The sequence below is a fragment of the Diaphorobacter sp. B2A2W2 genome (genome assembly GCF_056730635.1).
Genome location: NZ_JBWZOR010000007.1, coordinates 75,919 through 96,848, shown reverse-complemented (window position 1 = coordinate 96,848; position 20,930 = coordinate 75,919). Strand labels below are relative to the sequence as shown.

The following is a 20,930-nucleotide window of genomic DNA, read 5'->3' as shown; positions in this document are numbered from 1 at the left end:
TCTTGTAGCCAGCTTACGCCATGCCCGATTCCGTTTCCCGTCCGGCCACCCTGGGCGCTGCAGCGGGCGCCATGCCCGCTCGCCAGCGCCTGGGGCGATTCGAGTTGCTGCACGTGCTGGGCCGGGGCGCGCAGGCGACCGTGTGGCTGGCGCGGGACACGCGTCTGCACCGCGAGGTCGCGGTCAAGTGGCTGGCCGACGGCGGCGACGCGCAGGCGCAGGAGCAGTGGCTGCGCGAGGCGCGCCATGTGGGCCGGCTGTCGCACCCGCGCATCGTGCCGGTGTTCGAGGCCGACGTGCACGAAGGCCAGCCCTACCTGGTGTTCGAATATGTGCCAGGCTGCACGCTGGCCGAGCATCTGGCGCATCAGGGCCGCTGTGCGGTGCACGACGCGGTGGAGCTGATGGCGGACGTGCTCGAAGGGCTGCAGGCGGCGCATGAGGCCGGCATCGTGCACTGCGACCTGAAGCCGTCGAACGTGATGGTGGATGTCCAGCGCCATGCGCGGATCATGGATTTCGGCATCGCCGCGGCCATGGCCAGCCCTGGGGGCGGCCCCATTGTGTGCGGCACGCCGGCCTACATGGCGCCAGAAGCGGTGGCGGGCGCGGCGCCCGCGCCCGCGTCGGACATCTACGCCGCTGCGCTGGTGCTCGTGGAACTGCTCACCGGCAGGCGCTTGATTACTGAGCGCGATCCGGCGCAGGCGCTCGCGCATGTCGCCCGCCACGCGCCGCAGCTGCCCGAGGATCTGGGGGCGGGCGTGGACGATGGCCTGCGCTCCATCCTGCGCCGGGCCCTGGCGCGCGACCCTGCCGAGCGCTACGCCAGCGCGCAGGAAATGTGCGATGCCTTGCGTGCCTGGGCGGCGCCGGTGAGCGCCCCTACCGCGGCAAGCAATGCCGCGCTGGACTTCCTGCTGCGGCGCATGCGCCACAAGAGTGACTTTCCGGCGCTGTCCGATTCGGTGGCGCGCATCCAGCGCATGACCCACTCGGAGGACGACAGCATTGCCGATCTGACCAACGAGATCCTCAAGAGCGTTGCCCTCACCAACAAGCTGCTGCGATTGGTCAACAGCGCCCCCTTTTCCCACCTGGGGGGCGGCATCGGCACGGTCTCGCGCGCGGTGAGCCTGGTGGGCTTCAATGCGGTGCGCAACATGGCGCTGTCGCTGGTGCTGCTGGAGCACATGCAGGACCGGGGGCATGCCAAGCAGATGCGCGAGGAATTCTTGCGCACCATGATGGCCGGCGCCGTGGCGGCGCAGCTGTGCGGGCCGAGCGACCAGCGCGAGGAAGCGTTTCTCGGCGCGATGTTCCAGGGCCTGGGGCGCATGCTGTGCTCGTTTTATTTCCCGGAGGAGGCGGCACAGATCCGTGCGCTGGTGGCCTCTGACCGGCCGTCGGGGGGCGATGAAGCCGCGGCTTTGCAGGTGCTGGGACTGAGCCTGGAAGACCTGGGTGTCGGCGTGGCGCGTGTGTGGAGCCTGCCCGATTCCCTGCAGCGCTGCATACGGCCACCGCAGGGGCGGCCGCCGCAGCGCCCGCCCGAGGGCGTGGAGCGGTTGCGCTGGGTGGGACGTGCCGCGAACGAGGCGGCCACCATCATGCTGCAGCATGAGCCGGAACCCGCTGGCGCCCGCCTGCAGCAGCTGGCGGCGCACTATGCGGTCGCTTTCTCGATGACGCAGCAGGAGTTCGTCAAGGCCACGGTGCTGGCACGCGAGCAGCTCATCGCCATGGCTGACGCCCTGGACTTGCGCGTGGACAAGGGCTCGCCCGCGGCGCGCCTGCTGGCTCCGCCCGCCGCCCTGGATGCGCCGCCGGTATTGGCCGACCCGGCCACGGGCCATGAGCTGCATTACGACGCCCTGCAGACCCTGCCCCTGACGCTGGCGCAGTCCACTGATGCGGCGTCTTCCGTCAGCCAGGCGGCCGAGGTGCTGGCCGCTGGCATCCAGGAGGTCAGCAACGCCATGGTGGAGGACTTCCGCCTGAATGACATCGTGCGCATGGTGCTGGAAACCATGCTGCGTGCCCTGGGCGCGCGGCGCATCGTGTTCTGCCTGCGCGAGGTCAAGACCGAGCGCATGACCGGGCGTTTCGGACTGGGCGAGGGCAGCGCAGACGCCGTGCGCGCCCTGGCCGTGCCCCTGAAGGACGCGGATGACCTGTTTGCCGCCGTGTGCCAGCGGGGCGCCGATACCCTGATTGCCGACGCCACCGAGGAGCGTGTGCGAGCGCGTCTGCCGGCATGGTTCCTCGGCAGCTTCGATGCCACCAGCTTTCTGCTGCTGCCGCTGTCGATCAAGCAGCGTCCCTTTGCTCTCATCTATGCCGACCATGAGCGCCCTGGCGGCCTGGTGGTGGACGACAAGGTGCAGGGGCAGCTGCGCACGCTGCGCAACCAGCTGGTGCTGGCGTTTCGCCAGGCCGACTGATGCCTAGTCCTGGAATCACGCAGGGGGCTTGGCCTGGCGCCCGATAATCGCGCCCCATGGCCGCCGCTTTCGACAAACCTTCCCTGCCGCAACGCCTCCTGCCGCTGCTGCGCGGCTTTGACTGGCCGCTCATCGCGTTGCTGCTGGCGTTGTCATCCATCGGCCTGGTGGCCATGTATTCGTCGGGTTTCGACCACGGCACGCGCTTTTACGACCATGGCCGCAACATGCTGCTGGCCGCAGGCATCCTGTTCGTGGTGGCCCAGGTGCCGCCGCAGCGGCTGATGATGCTGGCCGTGCCGTTGTACACGCTGGGCGTGGCGCTGCTGGTGGGCGTGGCGCTGTTCGGCATCACCAAGAAGGGGGCGCAGCGCTGGATCAACGTGGGTGTGGTGATCCAGCCCAGCGAGCTGCTGAAGATCGCCACCCCGCTGATGCTGGCCTGGTGGTTCCAGAAGCGCGAAGGCCAGCTGCGTGCGCTGGACTTCGTGGTGGCGGGGGCGCTGCTCATGGTGCCCGTGGGCCTGATCATGAAACAGCCCGACCTGGGCACCTCGCTGCTGGTGATGGCCGCGGGGCTGTCGGTGATTTTCTTTGCGGGCCTGCCCTGGAAGCTGGTGGTGCCGCCGGTGCTGCTGGGCGCGGTGGGCATTGCGCTCATCGTCTGGTTCGAGCCGCACCTGTGCGCCGAGGGCGTGCGCTGGCCGGTGCTGCACGACTATCAGCAACAGCGCATCTGCACGCTGCTGGACCCCACGCGCGATCCGCTGGGCAAGGGCTTTCACATCATCCAGGGCATGATCGCCATCGGCTCGGGCGGCGTGTGGGGCAAGGGGTTCATGGCCGGCACGCAGACGCACCTGGAGTTCATTCCGGAGCGCACGACCGACTTCATCTTCGCCGCGTTTTCCGAGGAGTTCGGGCTGGTGGGCAACCTCACCCTGATCGTCTGCTTTGTGCTGCTGGTGTGGCGCGGGCTGGCGATTGCGGCCAATGCCAATACGCTGTTCGGGCGCCTCATGGCGAGTGCCGTGGCGATGATCTTCTTCACCTATGCCTTCGTGAACATGGGCATGGTCAGCGGCATCCTGCCCGTGGTGGGGGTGCCGCTGCCGTTCGTCAGCTACGGCGGCACGGCCATGGTCACGCTGGGGCTGGCGCTGGGGGTGCTGATGTCGGTGGCACGCGCACAGCACCAGCCCGAGCAGGGGCCGCCGCGGGCGCGGTAGCGAGGCTGCGGAGGGAACCTGCGTGCACGCAGGGTCTAGGGCGCCTGCCTACAATCGGCCGATGATTTCCCGCGAACCCACCATCGAACGCCTGGGCCTGGCCCGTGAGCTGCTGCTCACCCCCTTCGGCCTGGACGAGTCCCACCTCTCCCGCGCCCTGGCGGAGATCCGCGCGCACCGCGTGGACGACGCCGACCTGTACTTCCAGTACACGCGCAGCGAAGGCTGGAGCCTGGAGGAGGGCATCGTCAAGACGGGCTCGTTCTCCATCGACCAGGGCGTGGGCGTGCGCGCGGTGAGCGGCGAGAAGACCGCCTTCGCCTACTCGGACGATATTTCCGAGGCCTCGCTGCTCGACGCGGCCCGTACCGTGCGGTCCATTTCGGCTGCGGATAAGGTGGGACGAGCGCGAGTAGCTTCCAAAAAGATAGCAAACAGCCGTTCGCTGTACCCGCACATCGACCCCATCGCCTCGATGGACAGCACCGACAAGGTGCGCCTGCTGGAGCGCGCCGAGCAATGTGCCCGCGCCAAGGACCCGCGCGTGGTGCAGGTCATGGCGGGCCTGGCCAGCGAGTACGACGTGGTGCTGGTGGCGCGTGCCGATGGGCTGATGGCCGCCGACGTGCGCCCGCTGGTGCGCCTGTCGATCACCGTCATCGCCGAGCAGAACGGCCGCCGCGAGGTGGGCTCGGCCGGCGGGGGCGGGCGCTTCGGTCTGGCCTATTTCACCGACGAGCAGATCGGGCAGTATGTCCATGAAGCCGTGAATGCTGCGTTGGTCAACCTCGAGTCGCGCCCCGCGCCTGCGGGCGAGATGACCGTGGTGCTGGGCCCCGGTTGGCCCGGTGTGCTGCTGCACGAGGCCGTGGGCCACGGGCTGGAGGGCGACTTCAACCGCAAGGGGTCGAGCGCCTTCAGCGGCCGCATCGGCCAGCGCGTGGCGGCCAAGGGCGTCACCGTGCTGGACGATGGCACGCTGGCCGACCGCCGCGGCTCGCTCAACGTGGACGATGAGGGTCACGCCACGCAGCGCAACGTGCTCATCGAGGACGGCATATTGAAGGGCTACATCCAGGACGCGATGAATGCGCGCCTCATGGGTGTCAAGCCTACGGGCAACGGCCGGCGCGAGAGCTATGCCCACATCCCCATGCCGCGCATGACCAATACCTACATGCTGGGCGGCGACAAGGACCCGCAGGAAATCGTCGCCAGCATCAAGAAGGGCCTGTACGCCACCAACTTCGGCGGCGGACAGGTGGACATCACCAGCGGCAAGTTCGTGTTCTCCGCGAGCGAGGCCTACTGGGTGGAAAACGGCAAGATCCAGTACCCCGTGAAGGGCGCGACCATCGTCGGCAGCGGCCCGGAGTCGCTCAAGAAGGTGACCATGATCGGCAACGACATGCGCCTGGACAGCGGTGTGGGCACCTGCGGCAAGGAAGGCCAGAGCGTGCCCGTGGGAGTGGGCCAGCCCACCATGCGCATCGATGGCCTGACGGTGGGCGGCACGGCTTGAGCGCCGCGGCCGGTTGTGTGCCATGCCCGCGCCACTCTCCAGCCGCCCGCAGACTTTCACCGATCCGGACCTTAACCCGCACGGCGGCGAGGCGGACGAGGACGCGCGTGCGCTGCGCGACAGCCTGGGCGAGCTGGCCCAGCATATCGAGGCCGCCACGCGCGCGCGCCGGGGGCAGCTGGGGCCCGAGGCCGTGCGGCGCAGCGCCGAGGCGCTGGCGCATTGCGCAAGGCGCCACCAGTTGCACCTCACAGGCCTGGGGTCGGCCTGGCATGCGCTGTATGAATTCGGTGTCTACCAGCGCGCGTTGCGCGAATTGCGCGATGCCCTGGCGCAATGGCAGCAGGCCTTGCAGCAGCGTAGCCCCTCTGAGGCCGAGCGCTTCGGCGCGTTCGAGCGGCAGGCGTGGCGCACGCTGGGAGAGGCACGGCTGGTGCTCGACATCTATATGCAAGGCGACCCCTGCATGGAGCGATCGGCGCCCGACACCCGGCCTGCCGCGGAACGTCCGCCGCGTGCGCCACTGCTGGCGCGCCTGCGCCGGTGGTGGTTCGAGGGACGGCATCCGTAAGCGGTTGTAGCGCGACGGCAACACGGTGCCTATGTTGCGGTGCCGCAATACGTGCTACATTGGTTCGCATGTCAGTTCACAGCGCGTTTTACTTTTACTTTTGGTTCTCTGTCCCTGGCGGATGAGAGGTACGCGCGCACCCAGACTGAGCCCCCTTCTCTAAGAAACCGCCGAAGCTGAAAAGCCCGGCGGTTTTTTGTTATCTGTTCTCCGTTTTCCATCTTCACCCCCACACACCCGAGAGGAAGCACCCATGAACGCCCATGTCTCCAGCAGCGATGCCTGGTATCCCAACGTCGAGAAAACCAGCGAGACCGACGACCAACGCATCAAGGACATCACCGTGCTTCCTCCTCCAGACCACCTGATTCGCTTTTTCCCGATCCGCGGGTCGGAGGTGGAGTCGCTGATTGCCAACACACGCCGCAGCATCCAGCGCATCATGAGCGGCGAGGACGACCGGCTGCTCGTCATCATCGGCCCCTGTTCGATCCACGACCCGCACGCCGCGGTGGACTATGCGCGCAAGCTCAAGGCCGTGCGCGAGCAGTACAAGGACCAACTGGAAGTGGTGATGCGCGTGTACTTCGAGAAGCCCCGCACCACCGTGGGCTGGAAGGGCCTGATCAACGACCCCTACCTGGACGGCAGCTACCGCATCGACGAGGGCCTGCGCATCGCTCGCCAGCTGCTCATCGACATCAACCGCCTGGGTGTGCCGGCGGGCAGCGAGTTCCTGGACGTGATCTCGCCCCAGTACATCGGCGACCTGATCAGTTGGGGCGCCATTGGCGCGCGCACCACCGAAAGCCAGGTCCACCGCGAGCTGGCCTCCGGCATTTCGGCCCCCATCGGCTTCAAGAACGGCACCGACGGCAACATCCGCATCGCCACCGATGCCATCCAGTCCGCCAGCCGCGGCCACCACTTCCTGTCGGTGCACAAGAACGGCCAGGTGGCCATCGTGCATACCGCGGGTAACAAGGATTGCCACGTGATCCTGCGCGGCGGCAAGGCGCCCAACTACGACGCCGCCAGCGTTGCCGCGGCCTGCAAGGACCTGGAGGCCGCCGGCCTGCCGGCGTCGCTGATGGTGGACTGCAGCCATGCCAATAGCAGCAAGCAGCACGAGAAGCAGCGCGATGTGGCGCGCGACATCGCCGCGCAGATCGCAGGCGGCTCGCGCAGCGTGTTCGGCGTGATGGTGGAAAGCCACCTGCAGCCCGGAGCGCAGAAGTTCACGCCGGGCAAGGACGATGCCACGGCGCTGGAATACGGCAAGAGCATCACCGATGCCTGCCTGGGCTGGGACGACTCCGTTGCCTGCCTGGCCGAGCTGGCGGCCGCCGTGCAAGCGCGGCGCGCGCGCTGAAGCGGGCGCGGTGTAAGCTCGCGGCACGGGAATGGCGCGGCCGCGCCGTCCCGTTCACCCGTCAACACTATTCCATCAAGAGGCGAGACAGCTCATGCACAGCGAAGTATTGGTCACCCTGAGCCCCGATCAGGAATTCCGTCTGGACGCGCAGGGGGGACAGCCCCTGTCGCACGAGGACGCGCGCCGCTGGCTGGACGATGAATTTCTACGCCTGGAATGCGAGCCGCTGCGCGCCAGCGGCAAGGTGCTGCTGGCCGACAAGGTGCTGACCGTGGCCCGCGCCGCGGGGGCGACGCTGCTGGCCGATCCTGCATGGTCCGGCCAGTTTGCCCGCGCCACCGTCGCTGCGCTTGCCAGGCCCGTCGTGCGCGTGGACGTGCCGGGCATGGCTGTCAGCTTCTAAGTCTCAAGCCAAAAAGGCTGCTAGCGCTTATTAATCAAGCGCTAGAAGCTATTGTTTTGATAGTTCTGCGAGCAGTTGGGCGTGCACTCCGCCAAAGCTGCCGTTGCTCATGCAGACGATGTGGTCGCCCGGCTGCACCGCCGCGCGGATCTGGCCCACCAGCGTGGGCAGGTCGGCCGCCGTCTGCGCGCGCGCACCCATGGGGGCCAGCGCCGCAGCGGCGTCCCAGTCCAGGCCGGCGGTATGGCAGAAGGCCAGGTCGGCCGGCTCCAGCGCCCAGGGCAACTGCGCCTTCATGGTGCCCAGCTTCATGGTGTTGCTGCGCGGCTCGAACACCGCCAGGATGCGCCCGCGGCCTTCGCCCTTGGGGCCCACGCGCCGGCGCAGTCCGTCCAGCGTGGTGCGCAGCGCCGTGGGATGGTGCGCAAAGTCGTCATAGACAGCGATGCCCCGCACCATGCCGCGCAGCTCCATGCGGCGCTTGACGTTCTCGAAGCGCGCCAGCGCCTCGGCCGCCTGGGCCGGCGTCACGCCCACATGCTCGGCGGCCGCGATGGCAGCCAGGGCATTGAGCTGGTTGTGCACGCCCGTCAGCGACCACTGCACGCGTGCCACTGTGCGGCCCCGCTGCAGCACCTCGAAATCGTGCGGCTCGCCTTGCGCGCCAAAGTCGCTCACCGCGGTGCCAAAGTTGGCCACGCCGCTCCAGCAGCCGGCGTGCAGTACGCGTGCCAGGCTCTCCTCCAGCCCGTTGACCACCACGCGGCCCGAGGGCGGCACCGTGCGCACCAAGTGGTGGAACTGCCGTTCGATCTGGCCCAGGTCGTCAAAGATGTCGGCGTGATCGAACTCCAGGTTGTTCAGCACGGCGGTGCGGGGGCGGTAGTGCACGAATTTGCTGCGCTTGTCGAAGAACGCGGTGTCATATTCATCGGCCTCGATCACGAACAGCGGCGCCGTGGCGAGCGGTCCTGGCCCGGCCAGGGGCCGTACGGGTGCGCCCAGACGCGCGGATACGCCGAAGTTCATCGGCACACCGCCCACCAGGAAGCCGGGCGCCAGGCCCGCGCATTCCAGAATCCAGGCCAGCATGGACGTGGTGGTCGTCTTGCCGTGCGTGCCGGCGACGGCCAGCACATGGCGGCCCTGTAGCACATGCTCGGCCAGCCATTGCGGCCCGCTGGTATAGGGCGCGCCCGCGTCGAGGATGGCCTCCATCAGCGGAAACTTCGGCGTGCCGTCCGCCAGCCGCGCGCGGCTGACCACGTTGCCCACCACGAACATGTCAGGCTTCAGCGCGAGCTGGTCGGCGCCATAGCCTTCGATCAACTCTATTCCCAAGGCGCGCAACTGGTCGCTCATGGGAGGGTAGACGCCGGCGTCGCAGCCGGTGACACGGTGGCCCGCCTCGCGCGCCAGCGCGGCCAGGCCGCCCATGAACGTGCCGCAGATGCCCAGGATGTGTATATGCATGGCTCCCGATTCTATGGACCTCGGTGGAACCTCCAGGATTTATGAGAAAAATGGGTCTAACGCCCGTTGATCAAGCGCGAACAGCTATCGAATAAGGAGCAAATGGCGGATGCATGGTGCATTGCCCCTGCGGCGGGTGCGCCGTCACGGTTGCGTCGACGGTATTGCGGGGCATTGGGGCGACAATGGACGTCCTGCGTTCTGGACCGTGCCGCCATGCAAAACGCCCTTGCCATCGAAATCGCCAATGCCGCAGCCCGCCTGGTGGTCGAGGAGGGGCTGGAGTGGGGGGCGGCCAAGCGCCGCGCGGTCAAGGAACTGGGGCTGCCCCAGCGCACGCCGCTGCCCGACAACGACCTCGTCGAGGACGCCGTGCGGGAGTACATCGGCCTGTTTTGCGCCGATACCCAACCCTCCGAATTGCGGGCGCTGCGCGAATTGGCACTGGTGTGGATGCAACGCATGCAGGACTTCCGCCCCTACCTGGGCGGTGCGGTCTGGCACGGCACGGCCACACGGCTGTCCGACATCTACCTGGCGCTGTTCTGCGACGATCCCAAATCGGCCGAGATTGCCCTCATCGACCACCATGTGAATTACGAGCCGCGCACCGTCATGGGTTTGCGGGGCGAGCCGGTCGATGCTTTGAGTCTGAGCAGCCGATCCGCCGCGTTGCACGAAGAGATCGGCGTGCATCTGCTGATCTATGACCTGGACGACCTGCGTGGCGCGCTGCGCCCCGACGCCCGGGGGCGCGCGCCCCGGGGTGATCTGCAAGCCGTGCGCCGGTTGCTGCAGGAAATGCCTACTTCCACCCTGTCTTCATGAACGAGCCCACTCTTTCCTCTTCGGCGTCTGCCGATTCCGCAAAGGCGCCGAGCGCCCATCCGCTCCGCCGCCGCCGCTGGCTGCTGGTGGGGGCCGGTGCCCTTGCCGCCCTGGGAGGAGCGGGCCTGGCGGCCTGGCGGCTGCGGCCGGGCCCGGTGCAGGAGGGCGTGTCCGACGCCGTCTGGGACGCGCAGTTTGAAGGCCCGGCGGGCGAAGTGCTGTCCATGGCCGCCTTGCGGGGTCGCCCCCTGCTGTTGAATTTTTGGGCCACCTGGTGCCCCCCGTGCGTGGAAGAACTGCCGCTGCTCAATGCCTTTTATGGGGAACACCGCGCCAAAGGGTGGCAGGTTGTGGGCTTGGCGATCGATCAGCCTTCCAACGTGCGCAAATTTCTAGAGCGCATGCCTCTCGATTTCCCAATCGCCTTGGGGGGGCTGGGCGGCACCGACCTGGCACGCGGGCTGGGCAACGAAAAGGGCGGGCTGCCCTTTACCGTACTGTTTGGCGCAAATGGCAGCATTTTGAAGCGTAAAATGGGCCAACTAACGGCGCAGGATCTCCAAGGCTGGTCCACAACGTGGTGAGCGCCTGTGTTTCCTCAATGGAGATGGTGGCAATTGGGGTCGTTTCGGTGAAATAGTCCGAAATTAGGGTAAATTCGCTCCCCATTCCGTTTCTAGCCGTTGGAGCCCCCATGGATTTGCGAAAACTCAAGACCCTCATCGATCTGGTCTCCGAGTCGAATGTTTCTGAACTCGAGATCACCGAAGCCGAGGGCAAGGTCCGCATCGTGAAGAGCGGCGGGGCCGTGGTGCAGCAGTTCGTCGCCGCTCCCGTCCAAACACCCATGGCCGCCGCGCCCGTAGCGGCCGCGCCCACCGCGCCCGTCGCTGAATTGCCTGCCCCCGCGGCGGCGGCCCCTTCTGGCCATATCGTCAAGTCGCCCATGGTGGGTACGTTCTATCGCGCGTCCAGCCCGGGCGCGAAGCCGTTTGTCGAGGTGGGCAGCAAGGTCAAGGAAGGTGACACGGTGTGCATCGTCGAAGCCATGAAGATCCTGAACGAGATCGAGGCCGACAAGTCCGGCACGGTGACCCGCATCCTGGGTGAGAACGGGCAGGCGGTGGAATACGGGCAGCCGCTGTTCGTCATCGAGTAAGCCGCGCATGAGCGCTTCAGCCCCCGCCGCATGCGCTCGTTGCGCGTGCCTGGCAGCACCAGGCGCTGGCGCGGGTTTTTGTCTGCATGCGGCCTTGAGCCGCGAGGCCAACCATGTTTAAGAAGATTTTGGTCGCCAATCGCGGCGAGATTGCCCTGCGAATCCAGCGTGCCTGCCACGAACTGGGCGTGAAGGCCGTGATGGTCTATTCCGAGGCCGACCGCGACGCCAAATATGTCAAGCTGGCGGAGGAGGCTGTGTGCATCGGCCCCGCGCCCTCGCCGCTGTCCTACCTCAACATGCCTGCCATCATTTCGGCGGCCGAGGTGACGGACGCCGAGGCCATTCACCCGGGGTATGGCTTCCTGTCGGAAAATGCCGATTTCGCCGAACGGGTCGAAAAGAGCGGGTTCCAGTTCATCGGCCCGACGCCCGACTCCATCCGCATGATGGGTGACAAGGTGTCGGCCAAGCAGGCCATGATCCGCGCGGGCGTACCCTGCGTGCCGGGCTCCGATGGCGAGTTGCCGGATGATCCGGTGCAGATCCGCCGCATTGCCAAGAGCATCGGTTACCCGGTCATCATCAAGGCCGCTGGCGGTGGTGGCGGCCGTGGCATGCGGGTGGTGCACACCGAGGCGGCGCTGGTTAATGCGGTGCAGATGACCAAGGCCGAGGCGCAGGCCGCCTTTGGCAACCCGGCCGTGTACATGGAGAAATTCCTCCAGAACCCGCGCCATATAGAGATCCAGATACTGGCCGACAAGTACCGCAATGCCGTGTACTTGGGCGAGCGCGACTGCTCCATGCAGCGTCGCCACCAGAAGGTGATCGAGGAAGCGCCGGCACCGGGTATTCCGCGCAAGCTGATCGAGAAGATTGGCGAACGCTGCGTGGCTGCCTGCAAGAAGATCGGCTACCGCGGTGCGGGTACGTTCGAGTTCCTGTACGAGAACGGCGAGTTCTACTTCATCGAGATGAACACCCGCGTGCAGGTGGAGCACCCGGTGACCGAGTGGATCACGGGCGTGGACATCGTGCGCACGCAAATCATGGTGGCTGCGGGCGAAAAACTGCCGTTCACTCAGCGCCAGGTTCAGATCCATGGCCATGCGATCGAATGCCGGGTGAACGCCGAGGACCCCTACAAGTTCATCCCGTCGCCGGGGCGCATCACGATGTGGCACGCGCCTGGCGGCCCGGGCGTGCGCGTGGACTCGCACGCCTATACGAACTACTACGTGCCGCCGAATTACGACTCCATGATCGGCAAGATCATCGTGCACGGCGATACGCGCGAGCAAGCCCTAGCGCGCATGCGCACGGCACTGTCGGAAACGGTGATCGAAGGCATCAATACCAACGTGGCGCTGCACCGCGAACTCATGGTGGACGCCAAGTTCGTAGCGGGCGGCACCAACATCCACTACTTGGAGGAGTGGCTGTCGCAGCGCCAGCGCTGATCGTCAGCACTTCTGACCTGCCCGCTGGCATCCGGAAACGGATGCCAGCTTTTTTCATGGATCGCGTGCAAGGAGGTTGATCCCATGTTCGAGCTGAACCTGTTGTGTCCCGAGGAACGGGTGGAGACCGTGAGCGACGCGCTCGATGCGCTGGAAGCCTTGAGCGTGTCCGTGGAAGATGCCGACGCGCACACCGATGCCGAGCAGGCGCTTTTTGGAGAACCTGGCATGCCGGCCCCGCGTGAGGGTTGGCAGCGTAGCCGCATCACTGCCCTGTTTCCTACGCAAGAGGCGGCCGAGGAGGCGCGGCAACTGTTGCAGGCCCAGGATTTCTTCGAGGGCTGCATCGTGCAGGGGGTGAGTGTGGTGCAGGAGCAGGACTGGGTCCGGCTCACGCAATCCCAGTTCGCGCCGGTGGACATCACGCCCGATTTCTGGATCGTGCCGACGTGGCACGAGATGCCCGCGGCTGCGCGCCGTAGCATCCGCCTGGATCCAGGGCTGGCCTTTGGCACGGGAACCCACCCAACCACGCGCATGTGCCTGCGCTGGATTGCCAAACATGGCGACGCGGCCGGGCAGGCGCTGGGGCGCGTGCTCGACTATGGCTGCGGCTCCGGCATCCTGGCGATCGGCGCCGCGAAATTTGGCGCCACAGAGATCGACGCGGTGGACATTGACACGGCAGCCGTGGAATCCACGCGACAAAATGCGCAAGCCAACGGCGTGCAGGTGAACGCGGGTCTGCCCGAGCGGGCGCAAGGGCAATACCAGACCGTGTTGGCGAATATTCTGGCGACGCCGCTGAAGGTGCTGGCGCCCTTGCTCAGCGGCCATGTTGCGCAGGGCGGGCACCTTGTGCTGGCCGGCATCCTGGAGCGGCAGGCGGAGGAGCTGCAGGAGGCCTATGCGCCGTGGCTGCAGCTGCAGGTGTCGGACCGTGAGGATGGCTGGATCCTGATGACCGCGCGTCGCTAACCGCGCGGGCTGCGCGGGGCCGTAGAGGGGCCCCTACAATCCACAGCCGATGAGCCAGATCACCCGCTGCCCCCACTGCTCCACCACCTTTCGGGTGGTTGCCGATCAGCTGCGGATATCGGAAGGCTGGGTGCGATGCGGACACTGCAAGGAGGTGTTCGATGCATCGCAGCACTTGCAGGTGCAGGAGGCGGAGCCGTTGCTTTCCGACCTGCTTCTGGATGCGCTCAAGCCTCCGCCACAGCCCGTCGGTAAAGCCTCGGAAGGCATTCAGGTCTGGGGCAGTGCGCGGCATGTGGAGGCTCCAACATCGCTTGCGCCGGACCCGATGATGTCTGCAGCGGCCGCGTGGGCACCGCAGGAAGTGGTTCCCGCGGTGGATGAAGGCCTGCGTACGGAAAGCGAAACTCCACCATGGGTTCCCCCACCGCCCCCGGTCCCCGCCTTTCTGCTGGCGAATCCGGAGGGCGCAGCGCCTGCGAAGACGCCGAAAGCAATGGCCGCGCCCCTGGTGGATGCCGATGCGGCGCCCCTCTCTCCAGCCGCGCGCGATATTCACGCCCCGCCAGTCCATACGCTCCCGCAGGGTTACGAGTTACCGGCGGCGCCTCTTGAGGACGATGCGGAATCGGAGGAACCCAGCAGCCGCGAATCCGCGGAAGCACCTGCCGTTCTGGTTTCACCGGTACCCACAGAGGAGGGGGCCACGTCCGCTGCGGGGAGGGCGGCGCAGGAGACCATCGAATCACCAGAGATGGCGCCCAGCCCGGCTGAACCGCTGGAGTCCCTGGCGCCATCGGAGGATGCAGGCGCGCCATCGCTGGAGCGGGAAGAAGGGCACGCCGACGACCGCACGGATCCCGTCATTGAACCTGGCTTCGTGAAGGCTGCGCGGCGCAACGCGTTCTGGCGCAGGCCCTCGGTGCGTGTGGGCCTGTCCTTGGTCGGCCTGACGTTGGTGGTGGCCTTGCTTCTCCAAATCACCATCCAGGAACGGGACGACATCGCATCGCGTCATCCCGTGGCCCGCGCCTGGATGGAACGACTATGCGGGCGCTTGCAGTGCGTGCTGCAACCTCCACGGCACATCACGGCAGTGGTCATCGACAGCTCATCGTTTCTGAAGGCGCGCCACGATCCGTCCGGGTACCAGTTGCAGATGAGCGTGAAGAATACGTCGACCCAGGCCGTTGCGATGCCGGCGCTGGAACTCACGCTGACGGATGCGCAAGACCAACCCATTGTGCGGCGCGTATTGCTGCGTGACGAACTGGGGGCCCCCCTGGAATTGGCACCAGGTTTCGTGTGGAGCGGTGCACTGCCGTTGCAGGTGATCCAGGGTGCTGCGCAGGTGGCCGGCTATCGGCTGGTGGCCTTCTATCCCTGATTTTTTACTCTTGAGCTTTGACCCTATGGCTGCGCTGATTTGCGGTTCCCTGGCCTTCGACACCATCATGACGTTCGATGGGCGTTTTGCAGAGCAAATATTGCCCGAGCAACTGCATATCCTGAATGTGTCGTTTCTCGTTCCCACATTGCGCCGCGACTTTGGAGGATGCGCTGGCAATATCGCATACAGCCTCAAGCTGTTGGGAGGCAACCCGCTGCCCATGGCCATGCTGGGCGCTGATGGCGGCGAATACTTGGCGCGACTGCAGCAACTCGGCGTCGACACCCGCTTTGTCGGCCGCGTGGAGGATACATACACCGCCCAGGCGATGATCATGACCGATCGGGACAACAACCAGATCACGGCGTTCCACCCCGGTGCCATGATGCAGGCCCACCTGCACCGCATCCCGCCCGGGGCGGGTGCGCACGTGGGCATCATCGCGCCGGATGGCCGTGAGGCCATGCTGCAGCACGCGGCGCAATTCGTCGAGGCGGGCATTCCGTTCGTGTTCGATCCGGGACAGGGGTTGCCCATGTTCGATGGCGCAGACCTGCGTCGATTCATCGAGCAGGCGAGCTGGATCGCCGTCAATGATTACGAAGGCAAGATGTTGTGCGACCGTACGGGCTGGAGCCTGGCAGAGATCTCGCATCGGGTCCGCGGCCTGATCGTCACACTGGGAGCACAGGGATGTGAAATTTGGGAACAGGGTGTCAGGACGCATGTTCCCCCTGTGCAACCGGCGCAGGTGGTGGACCCCACGGGCTGCGGGGATGCCTGGCGTGGCGGTTTGCTCTACGGCCTGGAGAAGGGGTGGACCCTGGCACGTTGCGCTCAGTTGGGCAACCGGCTGGGCGCGCTCAAGATCGCGCAACGCGGCCCGCAGAATTACCAGCTGGACTTTCAACCTGACTGAGCGAGCGCCGGGATTGAAGCAGCGTTTCTGACTGCGGCTTTGCCATAAAAAAACCCGGTGCAAGCACCGGGTCGTAGGCTGGACTGTCCCGTAGCCTTATGGCTTGCCACCCGTAGGGAAGGGCCATGCGGCTTGCGGGTTCAGCGTTGTTTGCGCGACAGGAGCAGGCGCTGCGGCAGGAGCCTTAGCCTTCTTCGCGGGCGCGGCTGCCTTCTTGGCGGGTGCTGCCTTCTTGGCTGCTACGGCCTTTTTGGCAGGAGCGGCTGCCTTCTTGGCGGGTGCTGCCTTCTTGGCTGCTACGGCCTTTTTGGCAGGAGCGGCTGCCTTCTTGGCGGGTGCTGCCTTCTTGGCTGCTACGGCCTTTTTGGCGGGAGCGGCTGCCTTCTTGGCGGGTGCTGCCTTCTTGGCTGCTACGGCCTTTTTGGCAGGAGCGGCTGCCTTCTTGGCGGGTGCTGCCTTCTTGGCTGCTACGGCCTTTTTGGCAGGAGCGGCTGCCTTCTTGGCGGGCGCTGCCTTCTTGGCTGCTACGGCCTTTTTGGCAGGAGCGGCTGCCTTCTTGGCGGGTGCTACCTTCTTGGCTGCTACGGCCTTTTTGGCAGGAGCGGCTGCCTTCTTGACCGGCGCTGCCTTCTTGGCTGCTACGGCCTTTTTGGCGGGCGCTGCAGCTTTCTTGGCTGGAGCCGTCTTCTTAGCGGGAGCTGCTTTCTTTGCAGCGGGTTTCTTCGCAGTTGCCATCATTTTCTCCTTGGGTCGATTTGCAAAGAGCACCCCACGCCTGCATTGGGCGTGGAGCGATCCATGGCGACGACTGAATATGCGTCACCACGAATGCGGAAACGCCCCAAGGCCGCAGCGCCGAACGGTGCTGTGTGCGCGGAGCGTGGTTGAAAAATCATGGCCTGGTCTACGAAGATGTCAGTCCCAGGACAAGGCGCCGCCCGACTGGTACTCGATGACGCGCGTCTCGAAGAAGTTGCGTTCCTTCTTCAGATCAATCATCTCGCTCATCCAGGGAAACGGATTCTCTTCATTCGGAAAGAGCGCTTCCAGCCCGATCTGTGTGGCGCGGCGGTTCGCGATGTAGCGCAGGTAGCCTTTGAACATGGAAGCGTTCATACCCAGCACGCCACGCGGCATGGTGTCTTCGGCATAACGGTATTCCAGTTCCACTGCCTTGATGAACAGAGCCTTGATCTCGTCCTTGAACTCGGCCGTCCACAGATGTGGGTTTTCGAGCTTGAGCTGGTTGATCAGGTCGATGCCGAAGTTGCAGTGCATGGACTCGTCGCGCAGGATGTACTGGTACTGCTCGGCAGCGCCGGTCATCTTGTTCTGGCGGCCGAGTGCCAGGATTTGCGTGAAACCCACGTAGAAGAACAGACCTTCCATCAGGCAGGCAAAAACGATCAGCGACTTGAGTAGTGTCTGGTCGCTCTCGGGTGTGCCGGTCGTGAAGCGCGGATCCATGATCGCTTCGATGAAGGGGATCAGGAACTCGTCCTTGTCGCGAATGGACTGGACCTCGTTGTAGGCGTTGAAAATCTCGCCTTCGTCCAAGCCCAGAGACTCCACGATGTACTGGTACGCATGGGTGTGGATGGCTTCCTCGAACGCCTGGCGCAACAGGAACTGCCGGCATTCCGGCGCCGTGATGTGGCGGTAGGTGCCCAGCACGATGTTGTTGGCGGCCAGCGAGTCGGCCGTGACGAAGAAGCCCAGGTTGCGCTTGACGATGCGCCGTTCGTCCTCGGTCAGGCCGTTCGGGTCCTTCCAGAGTGCGATGTCCCGCGTCATGTTCACTTCCTGCGGCATCCAGTGGTTGGCGCAGGTGGCGAGGTATTTCTCCCACGCCCACTTGTACTTGAACGGCACCAGCTGGTTGACGTCGGTCTGGCCATTGATGATGCGTTTGTCGACCGCAGACACGCGGCGGTGTTGGGGTGCTGCAGACGCGGTAGGGGCAGTGCGCGTCGAAGTGCTGGCGACGGACTGCAACACGGGTGCTTGGAAACCGTTTGGCGGAGGCTCCACAGGGCGGTCGTTGGAGTGACTGCCGTCCAAGAGTTTTTGCGATGAGGGCTTGACTTCGTCGTCCCAGGTGAGCATAGGTTTTCCAGTGGTCGGATTATGGAAGCAGTGCTTCAAAATGAAAAGCACCGAAGCGTTGCCAGGCGTGATCTGTTGCTTCACGACACATGCGAACGAGGCGACGGAGTGTCGCGCTGCGCCCGCATGCGCACGGCATTACTGGCAGGCTTCGCAGCCGGGGTCGTCAATGGCACAGAACTTCACGTCGGTCGCAGGGATGGCAGCAGCCTGCGCCTGCGCCTGCGCTGCGGCCACGGCAGCGTTCAGTGCCGAGCTTGGTGCCATCGTTCCCTCCCCCGTGTCGCTTGCGCCGGACGCGACGGCATTGAGCTGGCGTGTGTTCACGGTACTCATCTCCACATGCGTCGCGCTCTGCGTGCGCAGGTAGTAAGTGGTCTTCAGACCGCGTATCCACGCAAGCTTGTATGTCTCGTCGAGCTTCTTGCCTGAGGCGCCGGCCATATAGATGTTCAGGCTCTGCGCCTGGTCGATCCATTTCTGTCGACGCGCCGCCGCTTCGACGAGCCAGGTGGGAGCGACTTCAAAGGCCGTGGCATACAGTGCCTTGACGGTGAGGGGAACGCGGTCGATCGCGTGCAGCGATCCCTTGAAGTGCTTGAGGTCCATGAGCATCACGTCGTCCCACAGGCCCAGCTGCTTCAGGTCGCGCACCAGGTACTGGTTGATGACCGTGAACTCTCCCGAGAGGTTGGATTTGACGGAGAGATTGCCGAAGGAGGGCTCAATGGAGGCGTCCACGCCAACGATGTTAGAGATGGTGGCTGTGGGCGCAATGGCGATGCAGTTGGAGTTGCGCATGCCGTCTTGCGCGATCTTGGCGCGCAGCATGTCCCAGTCCAGACGGGTCGTACGGTCCACCTCCACGTACCCGCCACGTTCCTGCTGCAGCAACTGCAGTGAATCCAGCGGCAGGATGCCCTGGGACCACAGAGAACCCTGGTAACTGGAGTATTGGCCCCGTTCTTGGGCGAGATCGGTTGAGGCCCAGTAGGCGTAATAGCAGAGAGCCTCCATGGAGGTATCGGCAAACTCCACTGCGGCGTCGCTTGCGTAGGGGATGCGCAGTTCATACAGCGCGTCCTGGAACCCCATCAGGCCCAGGCCGACGGGGCGGTGGCGCAGGTTGGAGTCCTTGGCCTTCTGTACGGCGTAGTAGTTGATGTCAATCACGTTGTCCAGCATGCGCATGGCCGTGCTCACGGTTTTGCGCAGCTTGTCGTGGTCGACGCCTCCGTCCTTGAGATGGCGCGCGAGGTTCACCGATCCCAGGTTGCACACGGCCGTCTCGGCATCGCTGGTGTTGAGCGTGATCTCGGTACAGAGATTGGAACTGTGCACTACGCCTACATGCTGCTGGGGAGAGCGGACGTTGCACGGGTCCTTGAAGGTGATCCAGGGATGGCCGGTCTCGAACAGCATGGACAGCATCTTGCGCCAGAGGTCGACGGCCGGTACGCGTTTGAACAGGGGCAGCTCGCCGCTCTCGGCCTTGGCCTCGTAGGCGATGTAGGCTTTTTCGAAGGCCTGTCCGTACAGGTCGTGCAGGTCAGGGACATCCGAGGGGGAAAACAGTGTCCACAGGCCCTTTTCCATTACGCGTTTCATGAACAGGTCGGGAATCCAGTTGGCCGTGTTCATGTCGTGTGTGCGTCGCCGGTCGTCGCCGGTGTTCTTGCGCAGCTCCAGGAATTCTTCGATGTCCAGGTGCCAGCTTTCCAGGTAGGTGCAGACGGCACCCTTGCGCTTGCCGCCCTGGTTCACGGCCACGGCCGTGTCGTTGACCACCTTGAGGAACGGCACCACGCCTTGCGACTCGCCGTTCGTGCCCTTGATGCGTGCACCGAGGGCGCGTACGCGTGTCCAGTCGTTACCCAGGCCGCCCGCGAACTTGGACAGCAGGGCGTTTTCCTTGATGGATTCGTAGATGCCCTCCAGCTCGTCGGGCACCGTCGTCAGGTAGCAGCTGGACAGCTGCGAGCGCAATGTGCCGCTGTTGAACAGCGTGGGCGTGCTGCTCATAAAATCGAAGGAGCTGAGCAGTTCGTAGAACTCGATGGCGCGGGCGTTGCGGTCGTCCTCGCGCAGCGCCAGGCCCATGGCCACGCGCATGAAAAAGGTCTGAGGCAGCTCGATGCGCGTTTTGCGCACATGCAGGAAGTAGCGGTCGTACAGCGTCTGTAGGCCAAGATAGTCGAACTGCAGGTCGCGCTCGGCCTTCAGTGCGCTTCCCAGGCGCTGCAGGTCGAATTCCATCAGGCGCGGGTCGAGCAACTCGTTGTCCACGCCCTGGCGGATGAACTGTGGAAAATTTTCGGCGTAGGCCAGGGCCATGTCGGCGGGATTCACGTCGCGGCCTAACACCTCGCGCACGATGGTGTGCAGCAACAGTCGTGCCGTCGCGTAGGTGTAGCCGGGATCTTTCTCGATCAGGGTGCGCGCCGCGAGGATGGATGCCTTGTACACCTCGTCCATGGGTACGCCGTCGTACAGGTTGCGCATGGTCTCCGCGATGATGGGCGCGGCCTGGACGTCCGATCCCAGGCCCGTGCATGCGGCTTCTACCAGGCTCTGCAGGCGCAGAATGTCAAGCTCCACGCGCTGACCTTGGTCCTGTACATACAGGGCCGGCATCTGGGGTAGCAGTTGTTCCTTCTTCTGTGCGCGTTCTTGCGCGCGGCGCTCGCGGTAGAGCACGTAGGCGCGTGCCACCTCATGATGGCTGCCTCGCATCAAGCCCAGCTCCACCTGGTCCTGCACGTCCTCAATGTGGAACGTTCCTCCTGCGGGGCGCGAGCGCATCAGCGCGCGCACGACTGCCTGGGTCAGCTGATCGACCACTTCGCGCACGCTCGCCGAGGCTGCTCCCTGTGCCCCGTGAACGGCCAGGAATGCTTTCATCATCGCCACGGCGATTTTTTGCGGCTCGAAGGGCACCACGGCGCCGTTGCGGCGGATGATCTGGTAGTGCATCAGTGGATGGGCCCCGGTCGGCGTGGCCGACGGGGTGGCCCGTGCAGGCGATGGGGTGTCAACAGGAACGGATAGGGGCGCAGCGTGCATGGAGGTC

Annotated in this window: 17 protein-coding genes; 13 read left to right on the top strand and 4 right to left on the bottom strand. The window is 65.3% G+C overall.

Annotated features, from left to right (window positions below; all coding sequences use genetic code 11):
* Positions 1-20: 20 nt before the first annotated feature.
* The 6 genes from AC1PPL_RS13045 to AC1PPL_RS13020 all read left to right on the top strand — a co-directional run bounded on the left by AC1PPL_RS13045 (position 21) and on the right by AC1PPL_RS13020 (position 7,544).
* Positions 21-2,444 carry a protein kinase domain-containing protein gene (locus AC1PPL_RS13045; RefSeq protein WP_479973464.1) on the top strand — a complete coding sequence of 808 codons (2,424 nt, stop codon included), beginning with the start codon at positions 21-23 and terminating at the stop codon, positions 2,442-2,444.
* A gap of 56 nt (positions 2,445-2,500) precedes the next feature.
* Positions 2,501-3,673, top strand: a complete 1,173-nt coding sequence (gene rodA, locus AC1PPL_RS13040; protein WP_479973463.1) for a rod shape-determining protein RodA — start codon at positions 2,501-2,503, stop codon at positions 3,671-3,673.
* Positions 3,674-3,734: 61 nt separating this feature from the next.
* The gene (tldD, locus tag AC1PPL_RS13035; RefSeq protein ID WP_103737173.1) at positions 3,735-5,195 is read left to right on the top strand and encodes a metalloprotease TldD; all 1,461 of its coding nucleotides are present in this window, start codon (positions 3,735-3,737) and stop codon (positions 5,193-5,195) included.
* A 22-nt stretch (positions 5,196-5,217) separates the two neighbouring features.
* Positions 5,218-5,766: a hypothetical protein gene (locus AC1PPL_RS13030; protein ID WP_479973462.1), complete on the top strand. Its 549-nt coding sequence runs from the start codon at positions 5,218-5,220 to the stop codon at positions 5,764-5,766.
* Positions 5,767-6,019: 253 nt separating this feature from the next.
* Positions 6,020-7,138, top strand: coding sequence for a 3-deoxy-7-phosphoheptulonate synthase (locus AC1PPL_RS13025; protein WP_047350663.1), 1,119 nt, complete (start codon positions 6,020-6,022; stop codon positions 7,136-7,138).
* Positions 7,139-7,232: 94 nt separating this feature from the next.
* Positions 7,233-7,544 (top strand): hypothetical protein, encoded by a 312-nt coding sequence (locus AC1PPL_RS13020; protein ID WP_011806738.1) that lies wholly within the window; start codon positions 7,233-7,235, stop codon positions 7,542-7,544.
* Between the two features lie 48 nt (positions 7,545-7,592).
* Here the strand turns inward: AC1PPL_RS13020 and mpl are convergent, their stop codons facing one another.
* The gene (gene mpl, locus AC1PPL_RS13015; protein ID WP_088888358.1) at positions 7,593-9,017 is read right to left on the bottom strand and encodes a UDP-N-acetylmuramate:L-alanyl-gamma-D-glutamyl-meso-diaminopimelate ligase; all 1,425 of its coding nucleotides are present in this window, start codon (positions 9,015-9,017) and stop codon (positions 7,593-7,595) included.
* Positions 9,018-9,233: 216 nt separating this feature from the next.
* Between mpl and AC1PPL_RS13010 the strand changes: the two genes are divergently transcribed.
* The 7 genes from AC1PPL_RS13010 (at position 9,234) to AC1PPL_RS12980 (ending at position 15,754) form a co-directional block, all read left to right on the top strand.
* Positions 9,234-9,845: a hypothetical protein gene (locus tag AC1PPL_RS13010; protein ID WP_088888359.1), complete on the top strand. Its 612-nt coding sequence runs from the start codon at positions 9,234-9,236 to the stop codon at positions 9,843-9,845.
* Entirely contained in the window at positions 9,842-10,429 is a 588-nt protein-coding gene (locus AC1PPL_RS13005; protein ID WP_088888360.1) for a TlpA family protein disulfide reductase, read from the top strand. Before AC1PPL_RS13010 ends, AC1PPL_RS13005 begins: the two co-directional genes overlap by 4 nt.
* A 110-nt stretch (positions 10,430-10,539) precedes the next feature.
* A complete protein-coding gene (gene accB, locus AC1PPL_RS13000) occupies positions 10,540-11,004 on the top strand; it encodes an acetyl-CoA carboxylase biotin carboxyl carrier protein (RefSeq protein ID WP_011806734.1) in 465 nt (154 codons plus the stop codon).
* A 113-nt stretch (positions 11,005-11,117) separates the two neighbouring features.
* Entirely contained in the window at positions 11,118-12,467 is a 1,350-nt protein-coding gene (accC, locus tag AC1PPL_RS12995; RefSeq protein WP_011806733.1) for an acetyl-CoA carboxylase biotin carboxylase subunit, read from the top strand.
* An 84-nt stretch (positions 12,468-12,551) separates the two neighbouring features.
* Positions 12,552-13,445 (top strand): 50S ribosomal protein L11 methyltransferase, encoded by an 894-nt coding sequence (prmA, locus tag AC1PPL_RS12990; protein ID WP_088888362.1) that lies wholly within the window; start codon positions 12,552-12,554, stop codon positions 13,443-13,445.
* 49 nt (positions 13,446-13,494) lie between these two features.
* A complete protein-coding gene (locus tag AC1PPL_RS12985) occupies positions 13,495-14,832 on the top strand; it encodes a zinc-ribbon and DUF3426 domain-containing protein (protein ID WP_479973461.1) in 1,338 nt (445 codons plus the stop codon).
* 25 nt (positions 14,833-14,857) lie between these two features.
* On the top strand, positions 14,858-15,754 hold the full coding sequence (locus AC1PPL_RS12980) for a carbohydrate kinase family protein (RefSeq protein WP_047350669.1): 897 nt from the start codon (positions 14,858-14,860) through the stop codon (positions 15,752-15,754).
* A gap of 96 nt (positions 15,755-15,850) precedes the next feature.
* Here the strand turns inward: AC1PPL_RS12980 and AC1PPL_RS12975 are convergent, their stop codons facing one another.
* The 3 genes from AC1PPL_RS12975 to AC1PPL_RS12965 form a co-directional block, all read right to left on the bottom strand.
* Positions 15,851-16,489: a histone gene (locus AC1PPL_RS12975; RefSeq protein WP_479973460.1), complete on the bottom strand. Its 639-nt coding sequence runs from the start codon at positions 16,487-16,489 to the stop codon at positions 15,851-15,853.
* Positions 16,490-16,669: 180 nt separating this feature from the next.
* Positions 16,670-17,860 (bottom strand): ribonucleotide-diphosphate reductase subunit beta, encoded by a 1,191-nt coding sequence (locus AC1PPL_RS12970; protein ID WP_011806728.1) that lies wholly within the window; start codon positions 17,858-17,860, stop codon positions 16,670-16,672.
* 138 nt (positions 17,861-17,998) lie between these two features.
* Complete coding sequence (locus AC1PPL_RS12965) at positions 17,999-20,923, bottom strand: ribonucleoside-diphosphate reductase subunit alpha (RefSeq protein WP_479973459.1); 2,925 nt, start codon at positions 20,921-20,923, stop codon at positions 17,999-18,001.
* Positions 20,924-20,930: the final 7 nt, after the last annotated feature.